Origin of the sequence: Pseudomonas vranovensis DSM 16006 (assembly GCF_000425805.1) — a bacterium.
GTDB lineage: Bacteria > Pseudomonadota > Gammaproteobacteria > Pseudomonadales > Pseudomonadaceae > Aquipseudomonas > Aquipseudomonas vranovensis.
The window spans coordinates 560,964-581,210 of the sequence record NZ_AUED01000002.1 but is presented as its reverse complement, the minus strand read 5'-3'; the positions used below and the strand labels follow the sequence as shown (position 1 = coordinate 581,210).

Here is a 20,247-nt window from a genome sequence, read left to right as displayed (position 1 = left end):
GCGGGGCAAGCGGCTACAAGCAGCTTGCCCCCGATCACCTGAATCAGGCCCCCAGTCCCGCTGTCGTGCGCACCCGCCCTTCCACCCGCCGCTTCAGGCGACGCTGCTCGATCACCAACCTCGAGCCATTGCCAGCATTGGCCCGCCCCCAGTCCTCGAGCAGTTCGAGGCATGAATGGTCGATGTAGCTGAGGTTGGCCAACGGCACATGCAGCGTGGTGCCGGACGGAATGCCTTCGAGCGCCTGGGCCAGGGCCGGCACCTTGAGGAAGGTCGCCGCACCGCTCAACCTGAGTTCCAGATGTCCCGGTGTGTCGAGGCTGACCACGCTGATCTTCAGACGCGCCGCCTTGAACGCCAGCTTGAGAAGTGTCAGAGCAAACCCAAGCAGCACTCCCGTCAACAGGTCAGTGAAGATGATCGCCAGCGCCGTCGCGGCATAAGTGAACATCGGCATCCGGCCATATCGGCCCAAACCGCGAAACGCCTTGAAGTCGACCAATTTGAACCCGGTGTAAACCAGCACACCCGCCAGGCTCGCCACCGGTATCTGCTGCAGCACGCTGCTGAGCACTACCACAAATGCCAGCAACCACACCCCATGCAGAATCGCTGAAATCCGGGTGCGCGCACCGGCCTGTACGTTGGCTGAGCTGCGTACAATCACGCCGGTCATCGGCAACGCACCCAAGACCCCGCAGAGCATATTGCCCATACCCTGGGCGGATAATTCTCGGTCAAAATCCGAGCGTTGACCGTTGTGCATCCGATCCACCGCCGCCGCCGACAGCAAGGTTTCGGCACTGGCGATGAAGGCCAGGGCAAAGGCGGCAATCAAAAGATTGGGATCAGCAAGATTGAGCAGGTCGGCCGGACGCAACCAGTCGATGGCCTGGCTCAAGTCAGCCGGCACCTGCACCCGGTTCACCGGCAGCATCAACCAGATGCAGATTGCGGTCATCAGGGCAACGCCAAGCAAGGCCCCTGGCACAAAACGCAAAGCGTGCGGCCGCATACGCTCCCAGCCCCACATCACGGCAATGGTACCCAGCCCCAATGCACCGGCTTGCCAGCCATTGCCCGCCGTTTCAAGCGGCAGTGCCTTTTGCACCGTGGCGGGAAACCCCATCAGATTGGCAAGCCCCGACGGCTGCGGCGCACTGTCGAACATCACATGTACCTGGGATAGCACAATCAACACGCCAATGCCGGCCAGCATGCCGTAAACCACTGCCGGCGCCGTTACCCGAAACCAGCAGCCCAGGCGTAAGCGCCCGGCCAGCAACTGCAGCAATCCGGCCAGCAGCAGGATGGGACCCAGCATGGCCACGCCATGCTGGCGCACCAACTCGAATACCAATACCGCAAGGCCTGCAGCCGGGCCGCTGACCTGCAAGGGCGAGCCGGCCAGCCAGCCCACCACAATGCCGCCGATGATTCCTGTGATCAGGCCTTTGGCCGGCGGCATGCCGGAAGCAATGGCGATGCCCATGCACAACGGCAGGGCCACCAGAAACACCACCACCGAGGCCAGCAACTCACGCGGCAAGGCCGCTTTGACTTGTGTCTTGTTCACCGTGTCACTCCTTCTTTTTTCGTTTCACAGCCATTCCAATGGCCGATGGCACACCCCTGACAGACGTGCAGGCGCAAACCGCCAGGCGAGCCGGCAGACAATCAGGGGAATTCAAGGCAGCCGATGACCAGGCCGCACCCGTCGGGTGCGGCCGTCAATCAGCGTGTTGCGGGAGTTTCAGGGACGCTTAGTAGCGACCTCTAGGCGTAGCGCAGGGAATTGGCTGGCCTGCGGCCAGGGGCAGGAAACTGTCGCTGGCGGCGTCGTACGCTTCAATCTGACTGGTTTCGATGTCATAGATCCAGCCATGGATATACAACTGGCCAGCCGCCAGGCGCGAGGCTACCGAAGGGTGTGTACGCAGGTGGTGCAGCTGGGCAATGACGTTTTCCTTGGTCAGCACTTGCATGCTTTCGTGCTCGCTGCCGCACGAGCAGTTGTCTTCAACCACGGTGCGGGCCACTTCGGCATGGCGCAGCCAGGCTTTGACCGTCGGCATCTTCTCCAGGCTGTTGGGGTTGAGCACCGCGCGCATGGCGCCACAGTCGGAGTGGCCGCAAATGATGATGTGGTGTACACCCAGCGCCAGGACGGCATATTCGATGGCGGTCGAAACGCCGCCGTTCATCTGCCCGTAGGGCGGCACGACGTTACCGACGTTACGCGTGACGAACAGATCGCCCGGTGAGCTCTGGGTGATCAGCTCAGGTACGATGCGTGAGTCGGCACAGGTGATGAACATCGCACGGGGCGTCTGCGCGGTGGCGAGCTTCTTGAACAGCTCTTGTTGCTCAGGAAATACGTCATGGTGAAACCGCAGAAAGCCATCGACGATATGCTTCAGGGCGGCATCGGCACTCTCGGCAGGCACTTCCGGGACAGCCTTGGATGGGTCCTTTACGGGCATGTTTCATCCTCTTTGACGGTTTTAGGTTAAGTCCATTTTACCGGGTTGATGATTGGAACAGCACATGGCATTTAGATGACAAGTGCCAGCCAATAATCACTTAAATCGTTGGCTGAATTCCTACGCTACTCGGCGAAACTTAACTCAAACTGAATTCGGAGGCTCTAGAACAGGCGTTCCAGACCATGAAACAAGTGCAGTAGATAGTATCAAAAAAACATTAATGGCCAATACCCATTATTGTTTTCACAGTAACGACATCTGCCCACCTGGCGGACAAAACGCACTGCAATCAAGGGCATAGCCCTCGCGTCGGTTGAGCCCCAACCGACGAAGCGCCTTGCTGAAGCGTTGCGCCAACAACTCGGCAAACACACCCTCACCACGCATGCGAGCACCGAAACGACTGTCGTAGAGCTCGCCGCCACGGCTTTGGCGGATCAGACTCAACACATGCGTGGCACGCTGCGGGTAATGGTCCTGCAGCCATTGTTCAAACAGCGGCGCTACTTCCAGGGGCAGGCGCAACATCATGTAGGCGGCACTGAGCGCGCCGGCCGCCTTGGCCGCCTCGAGCAGGTGCTCAAGCTCGCTGTCGTTGATCATCGGGATCATGGGTGAGCACAGTACGCCAACCGGAATGCCCGCCTGACTGAGTACACGGATGGCCCGCAGTCGAGCCTTGGGTGCTGCGGCGCGGGGTTCCAGGGTGCGCTTGAGCTCATCATCCAGGGTAGTGAGGCTGATCATCACCGCCACCAGCCGTTGCTGGGCCAGCTCGGCCAGTAGATCGAGGTCGCGCAGGATCAGCGAGCCCTTGGTCACGATGGTGACCGGGTGGCGATAACGCAGCAGTACCTCCAGCAGCCGTCGGGTGAGCTTCTGTTCACGCTCGATGGGTTGGTAGGGATCGGTATTGGAGCCCAGGTTGATCGGTGCGCACACATAGCCTGGCTTGCTCAATTGCTGTTCGAGCACCGCCGCCGCGTTGGTCTTGGCGATCAACTTGGTTTCAAAGTCCAACCCGGGCGACAGGTCCCAATAGGCATGGCTGGGCCGCGCATAGCAGTAGATGCAGCCGTGCTCACAACCTCGATAAGGGTTGATCGAGCGGTCGAAGGGCAGGTCAGGCGAGTTGTTGCGGGTGATGATGGTCTTGGCGGTTTCGATCCGCACTTCGGTGCCCTGGGTAAGGGGCACTTCCTGATACCAGCCATCGTCCTCGGCCACCGAACGGTTCGGGGCAAAGCGGTTATGCGGATTGCTCGTGGTGCCACGGCCCCGCACCGGGCCTTGAGGAATAGACATGAAAACGCCCCGAGAACTGTTTTTATATACAGTACACGGGGCGTTTGTGCGATGCCAGTACCGCCGGGCGCGCGCCTTACTCGGCTGGCTTCTTCAGCTTCGGATTGGGGAAGAACTGCACCGTCTGTACCTTGGCCTCTGCCGGCTTTGGCTCGACCTTGTTGACCCGGGTCCCCAGTTCCTTGGGCACCGACAACCCCTGCTCGTTGAGCGTGTCGGAGAACCCACAGGCCACGCACTCGCGGTGCGGAACGCTGTCTTCGCTCCACATCATGAGTTTGTCCGGCTCGCTGCACGCCGGGCAGACAGCCCCGGCGATAAAGCGTTTTTTCGTCTTGATCACGGGCGCATCACTCATGCCGCCACTTCCTCACTCAGGCCACAATGGCGCAAGAGTGCATCGATTGACGGCTCACGGCCACGGAAGTCGACGAACAGCAGCATCGGTTCCTGGGAGCCACCACGGGCGAGAATCGCTTCGCGGAAGGCACGACCGGTGTCGGCATTGAGCACACCTTCTTCTTCAAACCGCGAGAAGGCATCGGCCGAGAGCACTTCAGCCCACTTATAGCTGTAGTAACCAGCCGCGTAACCACCGGCGAAGATATGCGCAAAGCTGTTGGGGAAGCGGTTGTACGCCGGTGGGCGCATGACCGATACCTCGTCGCGGATGCCTTCAAGCACCTCCAGCACACTGCGACCATCACCCTGGCTGGCATGCAGTTCGAAGTCGAACAGCGAGAACTCCAGCTGGCGAACCATCATCAGGCCGGACTGGAAGTTCTTCGCCGCCAGCATCTTCTCCAGCAGGTCCTGAGGCAGCGGCGCACCGGTTTCGTAGTGACCGGAAATCAGCGCCAGGCCATCAGGCTCCCAGCACCAGTTTTCCATGAACTGGCTCGGCAGCTCCACGGCATCCCAGGCCACGCCGTTGATGCCGGAAACACCGGCGTGCTCGATGCGGGTCAGCAGGTGGTGCAGGCCATGACCGAACTCGTGGAACAGGGTGGTGACTTCGTCGTGGGTCAGCAGCGCCGGCTTGCCAGGCGCGGCAGGGGTGAAGTTGCACACCAGGTTGGCCACCGGGCTTTGCAGTTGGCCGTCTGCGGCGCGACGACGATCGCGCGCGCCGTCCATCCAGGCACCGCCACGCTTGTTGGCGCGGGCATAAAGGTCGAAGAAGAAGCGGCCCACATGCTGACCGTGCTCCTTGATCTCGAACAGGCGAACATCCGGGTGCCAGGTGTCGAAGCCTTTCAGTTCGGCAATCTCGATGCCGTAGAGGCGCTGGACGATGGCGAACAACCCGGACAGCACCTTGTCGATCGGGAAGTAGGCGCGCAGGGTTTCCTGGGAAACGCTGTAGCGCTGCTCGCGCAGTTTTTCACCGTAGAAACCACTGTCCCAGCTTTGCAGGTCTGCGCAGCCCTGTTCGGCGGCATAGGCCTTGAGCTGAGCCAGGTCCTGCACCGCGAACGGCTTGCTGCGCTTGGCCAGGTCTCGCAGGAAGCTCAGTACCTGATCACTGGATTCGGCCATCTTGGTGGCCAGGCTCAGCTCGGCATAGTTGGCATAACCGAGCAGCTCGGCCAGTTCCTGGCGCAAGTCGAGGATTTCGCGCATCACCGGGCCGTTGTCGAACTGGCCGGCATTGGGGCCCTGGTCGGAGGCACGGGTGCAGTAGGCGGCGTAGATTTCTTCGCGCAGGGCGCGGTCCTCGGCGTAGGTCATCACCGCGTAGTAGCTCGGGAACTCCAGGCTGATCAACCAACCCTCAAGGCCCTTGGCCTGAGCGGCAGCGGCCATTTGCGCCTTGGCCGAATCTGTCAGGCCGGCGAGGGCGGCTTCGTCGGTGACGTGCTTGGTCCAGGCCTGGGTGGCATCGAGCAACTGGTTGGAGAAGCGGCTGCCCAGCTCGCTGAGCTTGCTCTGCACTTCGGCATAACGCTGCTGCTGATCGGCCGGCAGGTCGATACCCGACAGGCGGAAGTCACGCAGGGCATGTTCGAGAATAGTCTTTTGGGCCACATCGAAGCCTGCCGCTTCGGGGCTGGCAATCAGTGCCTCATAGGCCTGGAACAGCTCGCGGTTCTGGCCCATTTCGGTGGCGTAGGCGCTCAATGCCGGCAGGCAGGCCTCATAGGCCTCGCGCAGTTCGGCGCTGTTGCACACGGCATTGAGGTGGCTGACCGGACTCCAGGCGGCGCCCAGCCGGTCGTTGAGCTCGTCCATGGCCAGGATCAGGCCAGCCCAGCTTGGCTGCTGGCCCTGGGTCTTGAGAATCTGGGCAATCGCGGTACGGTTGTCGGCCAGGATCTGTTCAATCGCCGGCTGCACATGCTCGGCACGGATTGCCGAGAAGGGCGGCAAGTCATAAGACTGCAGTAGCGGGTTGGTCGCACTCACGGTTAAACACCTTGGCAGAAGAAACACCGGACCATCTTAATTACAATCGACGCCGACCGCAGCCCTATCAATACCAAAGAGAACTCCTATCATGGCCATCCGCAGCTTCCAGAACCACACCCCCCGTCTGGGCGAACGCGCCTTTGTCGACCGCAGCGCGGTGGTGCTGGGTGATGTCGAGATCGGTGCTGACAGCTCGGTGTGGCCACTGACCGTGGTCCGCGGCGATATGCACCGTATCCGCATCGGTGCGCGCACCAGCGTGCAGGACGGCAGCGTGCTGCACATCACCCATGCCGGGCCCTTCAACCCCGATGGTTTCCCTCTGCTGATCGGTGACGAAGTAACCATTGGTCACAAAGTCATGCTGCACGGCTGCACGCTGGGCAACCGGATCCTGGTAGGTATGGGCAGTACCATCATGGATGGCGCTGTGGTCGAAGACGACGTAATCATTGGCGCCGGTAGCCTGGTGCCGCCGGGCAAGCGGCTGGAAAGCGGCTTTCTGTACGTCGGCAGCCCGGTCAAACAGGCCCGGGCCCTGACCGAAAAGGAGCGGGCATTCTTCCCCTACAGCGCCAGCAACTACGTCAAACTCAAGGACCAGCACCTGGCCGAAGGCTACCACCTGCCTGAGTAAACCTGCCTGACGCCCTTACCGAGATTGCCATGCACCAGCAAAACATCCTCTTCGACCTCGACGGCACCCTGACCGACCCGCGCCTGGGCATCACCCGTTCGATTCAGTACGCCCTGGCCAAGCTCGGCATCGACGAGCCCGACCTGGCGCGCCTGGAACACTTCATCGGCCCGCCGTTGCTGCAAGCCTTCATGCAGTTCTACAGCTTCGATGAGGCCAAGGCCTGGGAGGCTGTGAACTTCTACCGCGAGCGCTTCAAGGTAACGGGGCTCTATGAGAACCGGGTATTCGACGGCGTCAACGAACTGCTCGAAGCCCTGAACGGGCAGGGCAGGACGCTGTACATCGCCACCTCCAAGCCATGGGAGTTCGCCCGTGAAATCGCCCGCCACTTTGAATTCGATCATCACTTCAAGGTGATCTACGGCAGCGAACTCGATGGCACCCGGACCAACAAGGTCGAGCTGATTGCCCACCTGCTGGCCGAAGAGTCACTGGACCCGGCGCAGACCCTGATGATCGGCGACCGCAAGCACGACCTGATCGGGGCTCGCAGCAATGGCCTGCAGGCAGTCGCCGTGGGGTATGGGTTTGGCAGCCACGAAGAACTGACGGCGGAGCAACCGGCTTATCACTTTGCCACGTTGGGTGAGCTGCACCGGGCATTTGTGCGAGGCTGAAGATGTCATCGCGGGGCAAGCCCGCTCGCATCGGAGCGAGCTTGCCCCGCGATACTTTCCAAGGCTTGCCGACGCTGCACCAAAGGCAATCGCCCCAGCGCCTCGACTCGCTCATAAAACGCCTGCCAATCTGCACCCACCTCGGCAAACAACCCCGCAAACGCCGGCACCCATTGATCGTACAAACCGAACGGCAGCAACTTGGCATTGTTCATCGGTGCATCGATCCAGGCGTCATACCGCCCCACACCCTTCCACTGGGTATCGCGCAGCACCCGGTATTCCCGGCGCAAACGCTCGAACTCAGCCTGCTTTCCCGCTCGCATGGCAGGCGCGGTCAGTGGTGCGGCATACAGCGCTTTGAGCCGCTCCCGGCTGGCCAGCACCAACTCGACAAACTGGTCGCGCTGCACGTTCTCGCTCTGTTTTTGCGCTGGCAAACCGCGAGCCGCGCGCCACTGGCGGGTGCCTTCCTGCTCGACGAACGTGGCAAAGGATTCATTGAACGCCGTGTCGTCTGCGACATAGAACCGCTGGTGCGCCAGTTCGTGGAAGATCACCGTGGCCAGGCGCTCATCCCCCCAGCGCAACATGGTGTTGAGAATGGGGTCATCGAACCAGCCCAGGGTCGAGTACGCCTCCACACCACCGATGTACACATCCAGCCCTTGCTGCTTCTGCAACGCCGCCGCACCCCGCGCCGCGCCCTGGCTGTAAAAGCCGCGATAGGCGACGCACCCGGCAATCGGAAAGCAATGAGTTTGCGGGTCGAGGGAAAATTCCGGAGTGGCGAACACGTTCCAGACCACGAAGGGACGCTTGAGGTCGGCATACACCCGATAACTGCGGTTATCCGGCAGCTTGAGGTGTGAACTGGCAAACGCCCGGGCGTGTTCGGCCTGCAACAGATGCTCGCGTAGCTGCGGGGCGGTGGCGGGATCAGCCACCACATCCGCGACTGGCTGGCGTGCCTGCAATAGTTGCCATTGGCCACTGGCCAGCTGCCCGTAGTAGCTGACACTGATACAACCGTTCAGCAGAACGCCCAGCGACAGGGGAACCAAACAGCGAAAAATGCGGTCGAGTGCCCGGTGACTTGAGCGCAACAAAAGAAATAGTCGAAGCATCCGCGTCCCGTCTTCTCGCTCAAGGGTTTATCCGCTTAAAGACTATCTTGCCCGGCTGGAGTTTTGCCATGCGTACACTGCTTGTCGTTAGCGGTTTTGTGCTGTTGTCCGGCTGTGCCGGTCTGCCTGCCCCCGATCCCAACCAGGCCTGGATCGACCTCGCGCCGAGCCCGGACGAAGCCCTGCATGCCGTGCAAGTGGACGATCGCGACTGGGCCGACAAACGCTATTTTGAAGTACCACCGGGCAGCCACGAGCTGACCGTGCGTTACCTGTTCCCGGTCACACCGAGCAATATCGGGCCAGCCAGCGAAACGCTGTGGCGCGACTGCCAGTTGAACGTGAAATACAAGGATTTCAATGCCGGGCAGCGCTATCACCTGGAAGCCGGCAGTATTGGTTTCCGACCCTGGGCAAGGCTGTTCGATGGCGAAGGTAAATTGGTGAGCAAAGGGCTACCGGCGGGCTGCCAGCGTACCTGATAGTGCGAATGGCGCTATGCTTGTGCTTTGTAGCTTGCAAGCGGGAGTTTGCCATGCGCCAGCCAATGATGCTGATTGCCCTCAGTACCCTGGGGGCTTGCGCCAGCCCCTTGCCCCCAGTCGATAACAAGCAAGCCTGGGTCGACCTCTACACCATGACACCCGGCAAACTGCTGATGGCCGACCGCCTGGACGGCGAGCGCCTGAGCGACGGGCGTTTTTTCCAGGTCACCCCCGGCAAGCACGAGCTGACCGTGCGTTTCGACTACGAGGTGTATGCCGGTGGTTTCTCGGTCGATCCGGTCGACCGCACCTGCTACCTGAAAGTGCGCTACGACCATTTCGAAGCCGGCAAACGCTACCGCCTCGAAGCCCGGGCGCCGGCCATGCAGCCGAGCGCCTATCTCTATGACCCGCAGCGCAAAGTCGTTGCCGAAGAAGACAACGACATCTTCTGCATCCCCTGACGCCTAGCGATCATTTTTCTGGTAGATGATCTTCTTGGTGCCACCGTCGCAACTGCCCACCACCATGTTCTGGTCATGGACTTCGTCGTTACGCACGATTTCCAGGGTATAGGACGTTACCCCGCGGGCCTGGATCTTCGCCTCGATCTCGGCCTTGAGTTCTTCGCAGGGTTTGGGCGCAGCCAGTGCGGTAGTCGCCAGCAATGACGCCAGCACAGCGATTGCGACACGAATCATGGGACAGCTCCTTGTGGCGGCAAATAGTTTGCCGACGCTCATTTGACCACAAGAAGCGCGCCCCGGTTCTGACTTAACCCACCAAGGTGGCATCCAGGCTGATGGTCGCATTGAGCACTTTGGACACCGGACAACCGGCCTTGGCCTTGTTGGCCACCTCAAGAAACTGCGCCTGGCTGGCGCCGGGGACCTTGGCCTTGAGGATCAGGTGTACAGCCGTGATAGCAAAGCCATCGTCCTTTTTATCGAGCGTCACCTCGGCGATGGTGTCGATGCGATCAGGCGTAAAGCCCGCCTCACCCAGCATCATCGACAGGGCCATGGAAAAACAGCCGGCATGAGCTGCGCCAATCAACTCTTCCGGGTTGGTGCCTGGTTGGTCTTCGAAACGTGTGTTGAACCCATAAGGGTTCTGCTTGAGCGCGCCACTTTCGGTAGAGAGCAGGCCTTTGCCATCCTTCAGGCCGCCTTGCCAAATGGCTGATGCTGTCTTTTTCATACTGCCTCCTGGGTGTTGGAACGGCGCGGGTTGATGCGCTGCCTAAAGTTCAGAGGCCCCCCGTGCGGCCAAGTTCAGCCCGATTTCACCCCAGGCATTGATTCCTCGGGATCTGCCCATACAGAGAAGTAAAGGCCCTGGCGTACTGCCGGCCGCACGACTGCCCAGGAGGCTCAGCAGCCCATGACGCGACTTGCAGACACCAAATTTTCCGCCCTCGATCTGGTTCCAGTTCGCGCAGACGCCGGTCCGGCCCAGTCCCTGCGCAATTCGCTGGACCTGGCGCAGCATGTGGAGAAGTTCGGCTACAACCGTTTCTGGGTCGCTGAACACCACAACATGGACGGCATCGCCAGCTCGGCAACGGCAGTACTGCTCGGCTACCTGGCCGGTGGCACCTCGACCCTACGCGTCGGCGCGGGCGGCGTGATGCTGCCCAACCATGCACCGCTGGTGATCGCCGAACAGTTCGGTACCCTTGAAAGCCTCTACCCCGGGCGAATCGACCTGGGGCTTGGCCGCGCGCCCGGTTCTGACCAGATGACCGCCCGCGCATTGCGCCGCGAGCGCTCCGGAAGCGCCGACGACTTTCCCGATGATGTAGAAGAGCTGGTGCGCTACCTTGGGCCACGCACCCCGGACCAGAAAGTCATCGCGGTGCCAGGCTATGGCACCCAAGTGCCGATCTGGCTGCTGGGTTCGAGCCTGTTCAGCGCCCAGTTGGCCGGTATGCGCGGGCTGCCCTATGCCTTTGCCTCACATTTCGCCCCGCGTTACGTGCACGAGGCCATCCGCATTTACCGTGACCATTTCCAGCCCTCGGCGGTGCTCGACAAGCCGTATGTGATGCTGGGGGTGCCCTTGGTCGCCGCCGATACCGACGAGCAGGCCGATTACCTGGCGACCTCGGTATACCAGCGCATCCTCGCCCTGATGCGCGGCCAGAGCCTGGTGCAGCGTCCGCCCGTGCAGACCATGGACGGCTTGTGGCTGCCTCATGAACGTGAGGCGGTCGGGAGTTTCCTGGGACTGGCGATGGTCGGCGGGCCGCAGAAGATCCGCGCCAAGCTGGAAGTGCTGCTGGAGCAGACCCAGGCCGATGAGCTGATCTTTACCTGCGATGTGTATGAACATGCGGACCGGATCCGGTCCTACGAGCTGCTGGCGCAGGTGATGCAGGGCGATTGAGGAACTGATCGCGGGGCAAGCCCGCTCCCATAACCATTGTGGGAGCGGGCTTGCCCCGCGATGCATTCAACGTTTATAGACGATTTCCTTGGTCCCGCCTTCGCAGGTACCCACGACCTTGCCGCCAGCGGCAGTGCCCTTGTCGACGATTTCCAGTGAATAACCACTGACGCCCTTGGCATCGATCTTGGCGGCTATTTCGCTCTTCAATTCTTCACAGGGCTTGCCCGCAGCCAGCGCAGTGCCTGCCAGCGTCATCAGTCCCAGTGCAACTACCAACTTCTTCATCGATCGCTTTCCTTGTTCAGATCAAAGTAGAGAGGGGCGCCGGCGCACGTCCGGCCGCCTCAGAACTGTGTAACCCAATTGATCCGCACAAGCCAGTGGCACGGATCAGCTATTGGCGATACGGAAGCCCACCTTCAGCGTTACCTGAAAATGCGCCGCCTTGTTGTCCTTGATGTGGCCGCGCGTGTCGACTACCTCGAACCACTCCAGGTGCTTGATGCTCTTGCCGGCTTCCGCCAGTGCATTGTTGATTGCGTCTTCTATGCTGGTGGGCGACGAGCCGACAAGTTCGATTTTCTTGTAGGTGTGGTGATCGGACATGAGCAGTCTCCTTTTCGGGTGTGAGCTTTGAGCCTAGCAGTGCAGGGCTGTTTTACCTGCGAGGGTTGAACGCCGGAGAAAGTTCGACTGCACTTTCTGACACCTGCGAAGTCGGAACCAGAACAGCTCACTCACACCTCGAAGGAGAGTCACCATGGCCAACCATTCGCTGCGTAAAGCGTCGCTGCAAAGCATGGAAGCGGAGATCGAAAGCCTGCTCAAGTCATTGGAAAGCCTCAAGGACGATGCCTCGGACGAGTCGCGCAAAACCCTGAAGACGCTCAAGGGCAACGCCGAGAACGCCTTGCGTCACTCGCGCAGCCTGCTCAGCGATGCCTACGAAGAGGTGAAGACCAAGACTCGCCAAACCGGCCTTGCCACCCGCGATTATGCCCAGGAACACCCTTGGACCACCGCGGGTGTAGCCGTCGGCGCCCTTGGCCTGCTGGCCGCCTACCTGTTGTGCAAACGCGGCAACTAAGCGACCTGGCGCGCCAATTCGGCGCGCAACCACCCGGCCAATTGCTCGGCGCGCCCGTCTGCGGCGCGTCGCGGCACCCATAGCGCCAGCGCCGCCTGGGTCTGGCAAAAGCCCCAGGGCGCAGCCAGCCGCCCGGCACGCAGGTCATCGGCCACCAATGGCTGTGGTGCAATCGCCACGCCCAAGCCTGCCACTGCCGCTTCCAGCAAGTAATACAGGTGCTCGAAATCCTGCCCGTAGCGAAGCGACTCGGGGTCGATACCCTGTTGCTGGGCCCAACTCGGCCAGGCTTGCGGGCGTGAGGAGGTCTGCAGCAGAGTTTCCTCCAGCAGGGCCGTGGCTGGCGCCTGTTGCAGGCGGGCGAAGCCGGCAAAGTGCGGGCTGAGGACAGGGCCGATACGCTCTTCGGCCAGTACATGCACCTGCATATCCGTTGGCCACGGCGGTTCGGCAAACACCAGCAGGGCGTCCAGCCCCGGGCGGCGCGGGTCGAGGTCACCTTCTCCTGCCGACAAGTGCAAGCGCAGTTCGGGCAAATCCGCCTTGAGCCGGCCCAACCGTGGAATGAACCAGCGCGCCAGCAAGCTTCCGGAGCAACCGAGCACGAAAGGCGCATCGGCGCCGCTCTGGCTCAGTTCGGTACACACGCTGCGCAAGCGATCGAATGCATCGAAACTGGCATCGCGCAGGCGCAGCCCGGCATCTGTGAGTTTAATGCCACGCCCGTCCTTGACGAACAGGCTTACCCCCAGATGCTCTTCGAGCACCTTCAATTGCCGGCTCACGGCCCCATGGGTTACGTGAAGTTGTTCGGCCGCCTGACTGACGCTACCGAGCCTAGCAGTGGCTTCAAACGCTCGAAGGGCATTGAGGGGAGGGAGTTCCTGGCGCATAACGTGTGAGTTTTCCTGACATGTTGTCGCAATCTTATCGGTTTTCAGTCGCGCGTGTCGTGGTTACAGTAAAGCCATTCCCGTCTTGATAACGCCCTGGAGCGACCCATGACTCAGACCAATTTCCGCGCCGGCCCTGATGCCAATGGCCTGTTTGGCGCATTCGGCGGCCGCTACGTGGCTGAAACCCTGATGCCGCTGGTGCTCGACCTGGCCCGCGAATACGAAGCTGCCAAGGCCGACCCCGAATTTCTTGAGCAACTGGCCTACTTCCAACGTGACTACATCGGCCGGCCCAACCCGCTGTACTTCGCCGAGCGCCTGACCGAGCACTGCGGCGGCGCAAAAATTTTCTTCAAGCGTGAAGAACTCAACCACACCGGCGCCCACAAGGTGAACAACTGCATCGGTCAGGTGCTGCTGGCCAAGCGCATGGGCAAAAAACGCCTGATCGCCGAAACCGGCGCCGGCATGCACGGCGTGGCCACCGCCACCGTGGCTGCGCGTTTCGGCCTGCCTTGCGTGATCTACATGGGTGCGACCGACATCGAGCGCCAGCAGGCCAACGTGTTCCGCATGAAGCTGCTGGGTGCCGAGATCGTGCCGGTCACTGCTGGCACCGGCACCCTCAAGGACGCCATGAACGAGGCCCTGCGCGACTGGGTTACCAACGTCGACGACACTTTCTACCTGATCGGCACCGTGGCCGGCCCGCACCCGTACCCGGCCATGGTCCGCGACTTCCAGTCGATCATCGGCAAGGAAACCCGCGAGCAGTTGCAGGCCAAGGAAGGGCGCCTGCCCGACAGCCTGATCGCCTGCGTCGGCGGCGGCTCCAACGCCATGGGCCTGTTCCACGACTTCCTCGATGACACCAGCGTGCAGATCATCGGCGTCGAAGCCGGTGGCCATGGCGTCGACACCGACAAGCATGCTGCCAGCCTCAACGGTGGCGTGCCGGGTGTACTGCACGGCAACCGCACCTACCTGCTGCAGGATGCCGATGGCCAGATCACCGATGCCCACTCGATTTCTGCAGGCCTGGACTACCCTGGCATCGGCCCGGAACATGCCTACCTGCATGAAGTGAAACGCGTCGAATATGTCAGCATCACCGACGACGAAGCCCTGGCCGCGTTCCACACCACCTGCCGCCTGGAAGGCATCATTCCAGCCCTGGAAACCTCCCACGCGCTGGCAGAAGCGATCAAACGCGCCCCGACCCTGCCCAAGGAACACTTGATGGTGGTGTGCCTGTCCGGCCGTGGCGACAAAGACATGCAAACCGTGATGAGCCATATGGCCGCCCAGGAGAAACAGGCATGAGCCGTCTTGAACAACGCTTCGCAGAGCTCAAGGCCGAGGGCCGCTCCGCACTGGTTACCTTCATTACCGCAGGCGACCCGGGCTACGACGCCTCGCTGGCAATCCTCAAGGGCCTCCCGGCTGCCGGTGCCGACGTGATCGAACTGGGCATGCCGTTCACCGACCCGATGGCCGACGGCGTAGCCATCCAGCTGGCGACCCTGCGGGCTCTGGATGCCGGCCAGACCCTGGCCAAAACCCTGCAGATGGTTCGCGAATTCCGTGTCGACAACCAGACCACACCGATCGTGCTGATGGGTTACTACAACCCGATTCACCGCTTTGGCGTCGAGGCCTTCGTGGCCCAGGCCAAGGAAGTGGGTGTGGATGGCCTGATCATCGTCGACCTGCCGCCCGAGCACGACGCCGAGCTGGCGACCCCGGCCCAGGCTGCCGGCATCGACTTCATCCGCCTGACCACCCCGACCACCGACGACGTGCGCCTGCCGCGTGTGCTGGAGCGCAGCTCCGGCTTCGTCTACTACGTGTCGGTAGCGGGCGTGACCGGTGCAGGTTCGGCCACCACCGAACACGTCAGCAGCGCAATCGAGCGCCTGCGTCGGCATACCGACCTGCCGATCAGCGTTGGTTTTGGTATTCGTACGCCAGAACAAGCGGCCGCGATTGCCAGGTTGTCCGATGGCGTGGTGGTAGGGTCGGCGCTGGTCGACAAGATCGCCACTGCCAAGACGGCCGAGCAGGCCGTGGGTGATGTGCTGGAGCTGTGCTCGGCGCTGGCCCAGGGTGTGCGCGCTGCGCGCAAGGCTTGAAGCCTGATCGCGGGGCAAGTCGAGACGTCTCGACTTGCCCCGCGATGACTATTCAAAGATCGACAGATCCAGAGGCCGCACAGCCCCCATCCAGATTGCATGATCCCGGTGATCCGCCAGCTCATCCCCGGTCAGCGGATGCAAAAACACCACCAGCCCCCGCCGATACAATGCCAGCCAAGGCAATACCACTCCCACCACTTCAGGCCCGAACGCCAGCTGGCAGCTCCAGTCCGGATGCGGTCCGACCGGCTTCTGGTGCATGCGCCCCATGGTCACCGGAAACAACGTGGCCGCCTCTTCACACAACTGCCGGGCCTGCTCCAGGGTGCTGGCGTCGTAGTACACGTGGGCGTGATATCCCTTGATCCTCTGCACGAAAACTCCTGAATCTCTGCGAACCCCGGCCTTAGTCCGGGAGTCAAACAATCACCCGTACGCAACGGAGTGATGACGTGAAAAATGCCGAAACCTACACCCTCAAGGTCACGCTGTTCGGCGCCCTGAGCAGCCTGGGCAGTGCGCTGATGGCCGAGCTGCTCAAGCGCCAGCACGAAGTGATCGTGATCGTCGACGATCTCAACCAACTGGCACCCCGGCCGGGCTTGCACTGCAAGCATGGCGGGCTCAAGGATGCCGACCAGGCCGAACAAGGTGCAGCAGGGAGCTCGGCGGTCATATGCCTGTTGCCTGCGCTGGCACCTGATGACCCTCGTGAACAACTTCATGCCGTCCACGCGTTGGTCGATGGCATGTCTCGCACGACTATACGCCGGCTCCTGCTGGTCGGCGATTTCAGCGTGCTCGAGCATCCCGACGATCATAGCGAGCAACACCGCCAGTGCATCGGCCATATGGTCGACCTGCTGCAGCGCAGCACCCTGCAATGGACGCTGATCAATGCCCCGCAGGCGGTCGCTGGCCTGGGCATCGAGCACTTCCATCACACCCACGGCACCCTCGAACCGGGCCTTGCCGAGCCACTGCAACGCCTGGCGCGGGTCGCTGCGGGGATGGTCGATACCCTGGAGCTCAAACTGCACCACAGCGAGCATGTGAACTTCGTACTCTAGCGCGCCTGCTCGTCGCGCAGCCATTCGACAAAACGCTCGATCAGCGCGCCCCGGCGTTTGCGCGGTGGCAGCACCACGTAATAGCCACGCGAAGAGCTCACCTGTTCGCGGATCGGCCGGCACAGCAAGCCTTGCTCCAGCAGGTCATCCACCAGATGGCGCCAGCCAATGGCGACGCCCTGACCAGCGATGGCTGCCTGGATGAGCAGGGTGTAGTTGTCAAAACGCAACGGGCCGGGACTCGGCGGGCTGGCAATGTTCAACTGGCGAAACACACCGCTCCAGTCGAACCAGCGGCTGGCACTCTCGCCGCGTAAATGCAGCAGGGGCATTTGCCGCAAGCTGTGCGCCGGCATGGGCAGAGTGTGCTGCTCGACCAGCCGCGGACTGCATACAGGGAATACTTCCTCATCGAACAGCCAGTGGCTTTCGCCTTGAGGGAAGCGCCCATCGCCAAACAGGATTGCCACATCGATGTCCGGACGCAACATGGCGTGGCTGCGCTCGCTGGTCACCAGGCTGACATCCACCTGCGGGTTGGCCTGGTGAAAGCGCTGCAACCGTGGCATCAGCCAGTAGGCCGCAAAGGCGAAATCGGTAGCGACCTGAAGCACCTCATGCTGGTCGCGGCCGCTGACCTGCGCCACCCCCTCGTCCAAGCAGGCGATGCCCTGATGGACCTGGTCGAACAGTACCTGACCGGCCTCGGTCAGTTCGATGCCGCGATAAATACGATCGAACAGGCGAGCGCCCAACTGTTTTTCCAGTCGCTTGATCTGCTGGCTGACGGCAGGTTGGGTAGTACCCAACTCGACCGCCGCCGTGGTGAAACTGCGCTGGCGAGCAGCGGCTTCAAACACCCGCAAGGCATCCAGTGATAAACCATCAAGGCTTTCAAACATAAGCTTTGCTAATCCCAGTCATTGCCCACCATAGGCTTTACCCCTGTTATCCACAGCCGCATGCTCGATGACAGCAGTTTCCCATAACGAACACCTATGGAACGCGGTGACTCCATGAAGCGCAAGAACATTCTTTTCATCATGGCCGACCAAATGGCTGCGCCAATGCTGCCCATCTACGCGCCCTCGCCAATCCGGATGCCGAACCTGAGTCGCCTGGCCGCCGAGGCCGTGGTTTTCGATGCCGCCTACTGCAACAGCCCGCTGTGCGCGCCTTCACGCTTCACCCTGGTCAGCGGCCAACTGCCGAGCAAGATCGGCGCTTACGACAACGCTGCGGACTTTCCTGCCGACATCCCCACCTACGCCCATTACCTGCGCCGTCTCGGCTACCGCACCGCCCTCTCGGGCAAGATGCACTTCTGCGGACCCGACCAGTTGCACGGCTACGAAGAGCGGCTGACCAGTGACATCTACCCCGCGGACTATGGCTGGTCGGTCAATTGGGATGCACCCGACGAACGCCCCAGCTGGTACCACAACATGTCTTCGGTGCTGCAGGCCGGACCATGCATACGCACCAACCAGCTGGATTTCGATGAAGAGGTGGTGTTCAAGGCCCGCCAGTACTTGTTCGATCACGTGCGCGAGGCCGGTGAGCAACCGTTCTGCCTGACCGTGTCGATGACCCATCCTCACGACCCGTACACCATCCCCAAGGCCTTCTGGGACCTGTATCAGGACGACGAGATTCCATTGCCTAGCCAGCACTGCCCCCAAGCAGATCTGGACCCCCACTCGCAACGCCTGCTCAAGGTCTACGACCTGTGGGACAAGCCGCTACCTGTGGATAAGATTCGCGATGCACGTCGTGCCTACTTCGGTGCCTGCAGCTACATCGACAGCAACATCGGCAAGCTGCTGCAGACCCTGGAGGAAACCGGGCTGGCGGACGACACGGTGATTGTCTTCTCCGGCGATCACGGCGACATGCTTGGCGACCGCGGTCTCTGGTACAAGATGCACTGGTTCGAGATGTCGGCACGGGTGCCACTGCTGGTGCATGCGCCGGGGCAGTTCAAGCCTGCACGGGTCGGTGCGGCCGTCTCCACCTGCGACCTCTTGCCTACCTTCGTAGCACTCGCCGGAGGCAGCCTGGACCCCCAGTTGCCACTCGACGGTCGTTCACTGCTGGGCCATCTGCAGGGGCAGGGCGGGCACGATGAAGTGATCGGCGAATACATGGCCGAAGGCACCGTCGGGCCGTTGATGATGATTCGCCGCGGCGCCTACAAACTCATCTACAGCGAAGACGATCCTTGCCTGCTGTTCGACCTGGAGCACGATCCCCAGGAGCGCGAAAACCTCGCCGGTAGTCCCGACCACCAGACGCTGCTGCAGGCTTTTGTCGATGAAGCCCGGCAACGCTGGAACATCCCGCTGCTGCGCCAGCGAGTACTCGACAGTCAGCGTCGCCGCCGCCTGGTGGCCGAGGCGCTGGCCATCGGCAAACTGCAGAGCTGGGACCACCAGCCCATGGTCGACGCCAGCCAGCAGTACATGCGCAATCACATCGATCTCGACGACCTGGAACGCAAGGCACGTTATCCACAACCCGCCCAGTAATCACCCTGCGAGGCTGTCATGAGAAGGTTATCCACAAGCATCATTGCGGTTGTCTTGAGCCTTGCCAGCCTCGGCGCCCGCGCCGAGAGCGATTGCACCACCGTGAAAATGGCCGACCCCGGCTGGAGCGATATCGCCGCCACCAACGCCGTGGCCCGCCTGTTGCTCGAAGGCCTGGGCTACAAGACCAGGGTCGACAGCCTGGCGGTGCCCATCATCTATGGCGGGCTCAGGGATGGCTTGGTGGACGTATTCCTCGGCAACTGGATGCCGGCCCAGCAGGGTTTTCACGACAAGTTCGTGGCCAGCGGCGAGGTGCAACAACTGGCGCGCAACCTTGAAGGCACCCAGTTCACCCTGGCGGTCCCCGAGTATGTGTGGGAGGCAGGCGTTCGAGACTTTACCGACCTTCAGCACTTTGCCGATCAGTTCGATCAGAAGATCTATGGCATCGGCGCAGGGTCACCAGCCAACCTGTCACTCAAGGACATCATCAAGCGGAATGCCTTCAATCTCGGCGACTGGAAGCTGGTGGAGTCCAGCGAACAAGCGATGCTCGCCCAGGTCCATCGCGCGGCCAAGCGCCAGCGGTTCATCGCCTTCCTCGGCTGGACACCGCACCCGATGAACGTGCAGATGAAGCTGCGCTACCTGAGCGGAGGCGAACAGTGGTTTGGCAGCAATGGCAGCGTCTACACCCTGACCCGCAAGGGTTATCCACAGGCCTGCCCGAACGTGGCGCGGCTGTTCGACAACCTGAAGTTCAGCCAGGACATGGAGAACACCATCATGGCGCAGGTTGTGGATAACAAGGTCAGCTATGAAACGGCGGCCAAGGCCTGGGTGCAAGCGCATCCGGCCCAGCTCGACCATTGGCTCGAAGGTGTGACACGCCTGGATGGTGGCGATGCACGGTCAGCCGTGAAAGCCAGCCTGTAATGGCCCAGCGACTTGCACCGGCGCAGCAGACACCGCACCCTGTGCAGCTTGTGCTTGCGATAGAGACTGCTC

General features: G+C 61.6%; 24 protein-coding genes. 11 read left to right on the top strand and 13 right to left on the bottom strand.

Annotated features, from left to right (window positions below):
- Positions 1-43: 43 nt before the first annotated feature.
- The 5 genes from H621_RS0106650 to prlC form a co-directional block, all read right to left on the bottom strand.
- Complete coding sequence (locus H621_RS0106650) at positions 44-1,576, bottom strand: SulP family inorganic anion transporter (RefSeq protein WP_028942623.1); 1,533 nt, start codon at positions 1,574-1,576, stop codon at positions 44-46.
- A gap of 187 nt (positions 1,577-1,763) precedes the next feature.
- Positions 1,764-2,483, bottom strand: coding sequence for a carbonic anhydrase (locus H621_RS0106645; protein ID WP_028942622.1), 720 nt, complete (start codon positions 2,481-2,483; stop codon positions 1,764-1,766).
- Between the two features lie 246 nt (positions 2,484-2,729).
- A complete protein-coding gene (locus H621_RS0106640; protein WP_028942621.1) occupies positions 2,730-3,791 on the bottom strand; it encodes a PA0069 family radical SAM protein in 1,062 nt (353 codons plus the stop codon).
- Between the two features lie 76 nt (positions 3,792-3,867).
- The gene (locus tag H621_RS0106635) at positions 3,868-4,149 is read right to left on the bottom strand and encodes a YheV family putative zinc ribbon protein (protein WP_028942620.1); all 282 of its coding nucleotides are present in this window, start codon (positions 4,147-4,149) and stop codon (positions 3,868-3,870) included.
- Positions 4,146-6,197: an oligopeptidase A gene (gene prlC, locus H621_RS0106630; protein ID WP_028942619.1), complete on the bottom strand. Its 2,052-nt coding sequence runs from the start codon at positions 6,195-6,197 to the stop codon at positions 4,146-4,148. Before prlC ends, H621_RS0106635 begins: the two co-directional genes overlap by 4 nt.
- A gap of 91 nt (positions 6,198-6,288) precedes the next feature.
- Here prlC and H621_RS0106625 point away from each other — a divergent pair, with 91 nt between their 5' ends.
- Together H621_RS0106625 and H621_RS0106620 are read left to right on the top strand one after the other, a co-directional pair.
- The gene (locus tag H621_RS0106625; RefSeq protein ID WP_028942618.1) at positions 6,289-6,837 is read left to right on the top strand and encodes a gamma carbonic anhydrase family protein; all 549 of its coding nucleotides are present in this window, start codon (positions 6,289-6,291) and stop codon (positions 6,835-6,837) included.
- Positions 6,838-6,866: 29 nt separating this feature from the next.
- Positions 6,867-7,517, top strand: a complete 651-nt coding sequence (locus H621_RS0106620; protein ID WP_028942617.1) for an HAD family hydrolase — start codon at positions 6,867-6,869, stop codon at positions 7,515-7,517.
- A gap of 5 nt (positions 7,518-7,522) precedes the next feature.
- On the opposite strand, the gene H621_RS26960 is transcribed toward H621_RS0106620, so the two are convergent.
- Positions 7,523-8,644 carry an aminopeptidase gene (locus H621_RS26960; protein ID WP_156905600.1) on the bottom strand — a complete coding sequence of 374 codons (1,122 nt, stop codon included), beginning with the start codon at positions 8,642-8,644 and terminating at the stop codon, positions 7,523-7,525.
- A 68-nt stretch (positions 8,645-8,712) separates the two neighbouring features.
- Here H621_RS26960 and H621_RS0106610 point away from each other — a divergent pair, with 68 nt between their 5' ends.
- Positions 8,713-9,126: a PA0061/PA0062 family lipoprotein gene (locus tag H621_RS0106610; RefSeq protein ID WP_028942616.1), complete on the top strand. Its 414-nt coding sequence runs from the start codon at positions 8,713-8,715 to the stop codon at positions 9,124-9,126.
- Positions 9,127-9,179: 53 nt separating this feature from the next.
- Complete coding sequence (locus H621_RS0106605; RefSeq protein WP_028942615.1) at positions 9,180-9,593, top strand: PA0061/PA0062 family lipoprotein; 414 nt, start codon at positions 9,180-9,182, stop codon at positions 9,591-9,593.
- 3 nt (positions 9,594-9,596) lie between these two features.
- Here H621_RS0106605 and H621_RS0106600 read toward each other — a convergent pair whose 3' ends face one another.
- Positions 9,597-9,830, bottom strand: coding sequence for a DUF1161 domain-containing protein (locus tag H621_RS0106600; protein ID WP_028942614.1), 234 nt, complete (start codon positions 9,828-9,830; stop codon positions 9,597-9,599).
- 73 nt (positions 9,831-9,903) lie between these two features.
- Positions 9,904-10,329, bottom strand: coding sequence for an OsmC family protein (locus H621_RS0106595; protein WP_028942613.1), 426 nt, complete (start codon positions 10,327-10,329; stop codon positions 9,904-9,906).
- 183 nt (positions 10,330-10,512) lie between these two features.
- Here H621_RS0106595 and H621_RS0106590 point away from each other — a divergent pair, with 183 nt between their 5' ends.
- Complete coding sequence (locus tag H621_RS0106590) at positions 10,513-11,517, top strand: LLM class flavin-dependent oxidoreductase (RefSeq protein ID WP_028942612.1); 1,005 nt, start codon at positions 10,513-10,515, stop codon at positions 11,515-11,517.
- Between the two features lie 66 nt (positions 11,518-11,583).
- Here H621_RS0106590 and H621_RS0106585 read toward each other — a convergent pair whose 3' ends face one another.
- Positions 11,584-11,805: a DUF1161 domain-containing protein gene (locus H621_RS0106585; protein WP_028942611.1), complete on the bottom strand. Its 222-nt coding sequence runs from the start codon at positions 11,803-11,805 to the stop codon at positions 11,584-11,586.
- Positions 11,806-11,910: 105 nt separating this feature from the next.
- A complete protein-coding gene (locus tag H621_RS0106580) occupies positions 11,911-12,126 on the bottom strand; it encodes a dodecin (RefSeq protein WP_028942610.1) in 216 nt (71 codons plus the stop codon).
- Between the two features lie 154 nt (positions 12,127-12,280).
- Between H621_RS0106580 and H621_RS0106575 the strand changes: the two genes are divergently transcribed.
- The gene (locus tag H621_RS0106575) at positions 12,281-12,607 is read left to right on the top strand and encodes an ElaB/YgaM/YqjD family protein (protein ID WP_028942609.1); all 327 of its coding nucleotides are present in this window, start codon (positions 12,281-12,283) and stop codon (positions 12,605-12,607) included.
- Here H621_RS0106575 and H621_RS0106570 read toward each other — a convergent pair.
- A complete protein-coding gene (locus tag H621_RS0106570) occupies positions 12,604-13,500 on the bottom strand; it encodes a LysR family transcriptional regulator (protein ID WP_028942608.1) in 897 nt (298 codons plus the stop codon). The genes H621_RS0106575 and H621_RS0106570 overlap by 4 nt on opposite strands.
- Before the next feature lie 108 nt (positions 13,501-13,608).
- On the opposite strand from H621_RS0106570, the gene trpB reads away from it, so the two are divergent.
- The gene (trpB, locus tag H621_RS0106565; RefSeq protein ID WP_028942607.1) at positions 13,609-14,826 is read left to right on the top strand and encodes a tryptophan synthase subunit beta; all 1,218 of its coding nucleotides are present in this window, start codon (positions 13,609-13,611) and stop codon (positions 14,824-14,826) included.
- Positions 14,823-15,635, top strand: coding sequence for a tryptophan synthase subunit alpha (gene trpA, locus H621_RS0106560; RefSeq protein ID WP_028942606.1), 813 nt, complete (start codon positions 14,823-14,825; stop codon positions 15,633-15,635). The genes trpB and trpA overlap by 4 nt, the downstream gene beginning before the upstream one ends.
- A 48-nt stretch (positions 15,636-15,683) precedes the next feature.
- On the opposite strand, the gene H621_RS0106555 is transcribed toward trpA, so the two are convergent.
- Positions 15,684-16,013, bottom strand: a complete 330-nt coding sequence (locus H621_RS0106555; RefSeq protein ID WP_028942605.1) for a DOPA 4,5-dioxygenase family protein — start codon at positions 16,011-16,013, stop codon at positions 15,684-15,686.
- 77 nt (positions 16,014-16,090) lie between these two features.
- On the opposite strand from H621_RS0106555, the gene H621_RS0106550 reads away from it, so the two are divergent.
- Positions 16,091-16,708, top strand: a complete 618-nt coding sequence (locus H621_RS0106550; RefSeq protein ID WP_028942604.1) for an NAD(P)-dependent oxidoreductase — start codon at positions 16,091-16,093, stop codon at positions 16,706-16,708.
- On the opposite strand, the gene H621_RS0106545 is transcribed toward H621_RS0106550, so the two are convergent.
- A complete protein-coding gene (locus H621_RS0106545) occupies positions 16,705-17,610 on the bottom strand; it encodes a choline sulfate utilization transcriptional regulator (protein WP_028942603.1) in 906 nt (301 codons plus the stop codon). The genes H621_RS0106550 and H621_RS0106545 overlap by 4 nt on opposite strands.
- A gap of 114 nt (positions 17,611-17,724) precedes the next feature.
- Here H621_RS0106545 and betC point away from each other — a divergent pair, with 114 nt between their 5' ends.
- Complete coding sequence (gene betC, locus H621_RS0106540; protein ID WP_028942602.1) at positions 17,725-19,236, top strand: choline-sulfatase; 1,512 nt, start codon at positions 17,725-17,727, stop codon at positions 19,234-19,236.
- An 18-nt stretch (positions 19,237-19,254) separates the two neighbouring features.
- Entirely contained in the window at positions 19,255-20,175 is a 921-nt protein-coding gene (gene choX / locus H621_RS0106535; protein WP_028942601.1) for a choline ABC transporter substrate-binding protein, read from the top strand.
- Positions 20,176-20,247: the final 72 nt, after the last annotated feature.

Coding starts and splice junctions, on each gene's coding strand:
- H621_RS0106645 (WP_028942622.1), bottom strand. CDS start 2,483: ATGCCCGTAAAGGACCCATCCAAGGCTGTCCCGGAAGTGCCTGCCGAG.
- H621_RS0106640 (WP_028942621.1), bottom strand. CDS start 3,791: ATGTCTATTCCTCAAGGCCCGGTGCGGGGCCGTGGCACCACGAGCAAT.
- H621_RS0106635 (WP_028942620.1), bottom strand. CDS start 4,149: ATGAGTGATGCGCCCGTGATCAAGACGAAAAAACGCTTTATCGCCGGG.
- H621_RS0106625 (WP_028942618.1), top strand. CDS start 6,289: ATGGCCATCCGCAGCTTCCAGAACCACACCCCCCGTCTGGGCGAACGC.
- H621_RS0106620 (WP_028942617.1), top strand. CDS start 6,867: ATGCACCAGCAAAACATCCTCTTCGACCTCGACGGCACCCTGACCGAC.
- H621_RS26960 (WP_156905600.1), bottom strand. CDS start 8,644: ATGCTTCGACTATTTCTTTTGTTGCGCTCAAGTCACCGGGCACTCGAC.
- H621_RS0106610 (WP_028942616.1), top strand. CDS start 8,713: ATGCGTACACTGCTTGTCGTTAGCGGTTTTGTGCTGTTGTCCGGCTGT.
- H621_RS0106605 (WP_028942615.1), top strand. CDS start 9,180: ATGCGCCAGCCAATGATGCTGATTGCCCTCAGTACCCTGGGGGCTTGC.
- H621_RS0106600 (WP_028942614.1), bottom strand. CDS start 9,830: ATGATTCGTGTCGCAATCGCTGTGCTGGCGTCATTGCTGGCGACTACC.
- H621_RS0106595 (WP_028942613.1), bottom strand. CDS start 10,329: ATGAAAAAGACAGCATCAGCCATTTGGCAAGGCGGCCTGAAGGATGGC.
- H621_RS0106590 (WP_028942612.1), top strand. CDS start 10,513: ATGACGCGACTTGCAGACACCAAATTTTCCGCCCTCGATCTGGTTCCA.
- H621_RS0106585 (WP_028942611.1), bottom strand. CDS start 11,805: ATGAAGAAGTTGGTAGTTGCACTGGGACTGATGACGCTGGCAGGCACT.
- H621_RS0106580 (WP_028942610.1), bottom strand. CDS start 12,126: ATGTCCGATCACCACACCTACAAGAAAATCGAACTTGTCGGCTCGTCG.
- H621_RS0106575 (WP_028942609.1), top strand. CDS start 12,281: ATGGCCAACCATTCGCTGCGTAAAGCGTCGCTGCAAAGCATGGAAGCG.
- H621_RS0106570 (WP_028942608.1), bottom strand. CDS start 13,500: ATGCGCCAGGAACTCCCTCCCCTCAATGCCCTTCGAGCGTTTGAAGCC.
- trpB (WP_028942607.1), top strand. CDS start 13,609: ATGACTCAGACCAATTTCCGCGCCGGCCCTGATGCCAATGGCCTGTTT.
- trpA (WP_028942606.1), top strand. CDS start 14,823: ATGAGCCGTCTTGAACAACGCTTCGCAGAGCTCAAGGCCGAGGGCCGC.
- H621_RS0106545 (WP_028942603.1), bottom strand. CDS start 17,610: ATGTTTGAAAGCCTTGATGGTTTATCACTGGATGCCTTGCGGGTGTTT.
- betC (WP_028942602.1), top strand. CDS start 17,725: ATGAAGCGCAAGAACATTCTTTTCATCATGGCCGACCAAATGGCTGCG.
- choX (WP_028942601.1), top strand. CDS start 19,255: ATGAGAAGGTTATCCACAAGCATCATTGCGGTTGTCTTGAGCCTTGCC.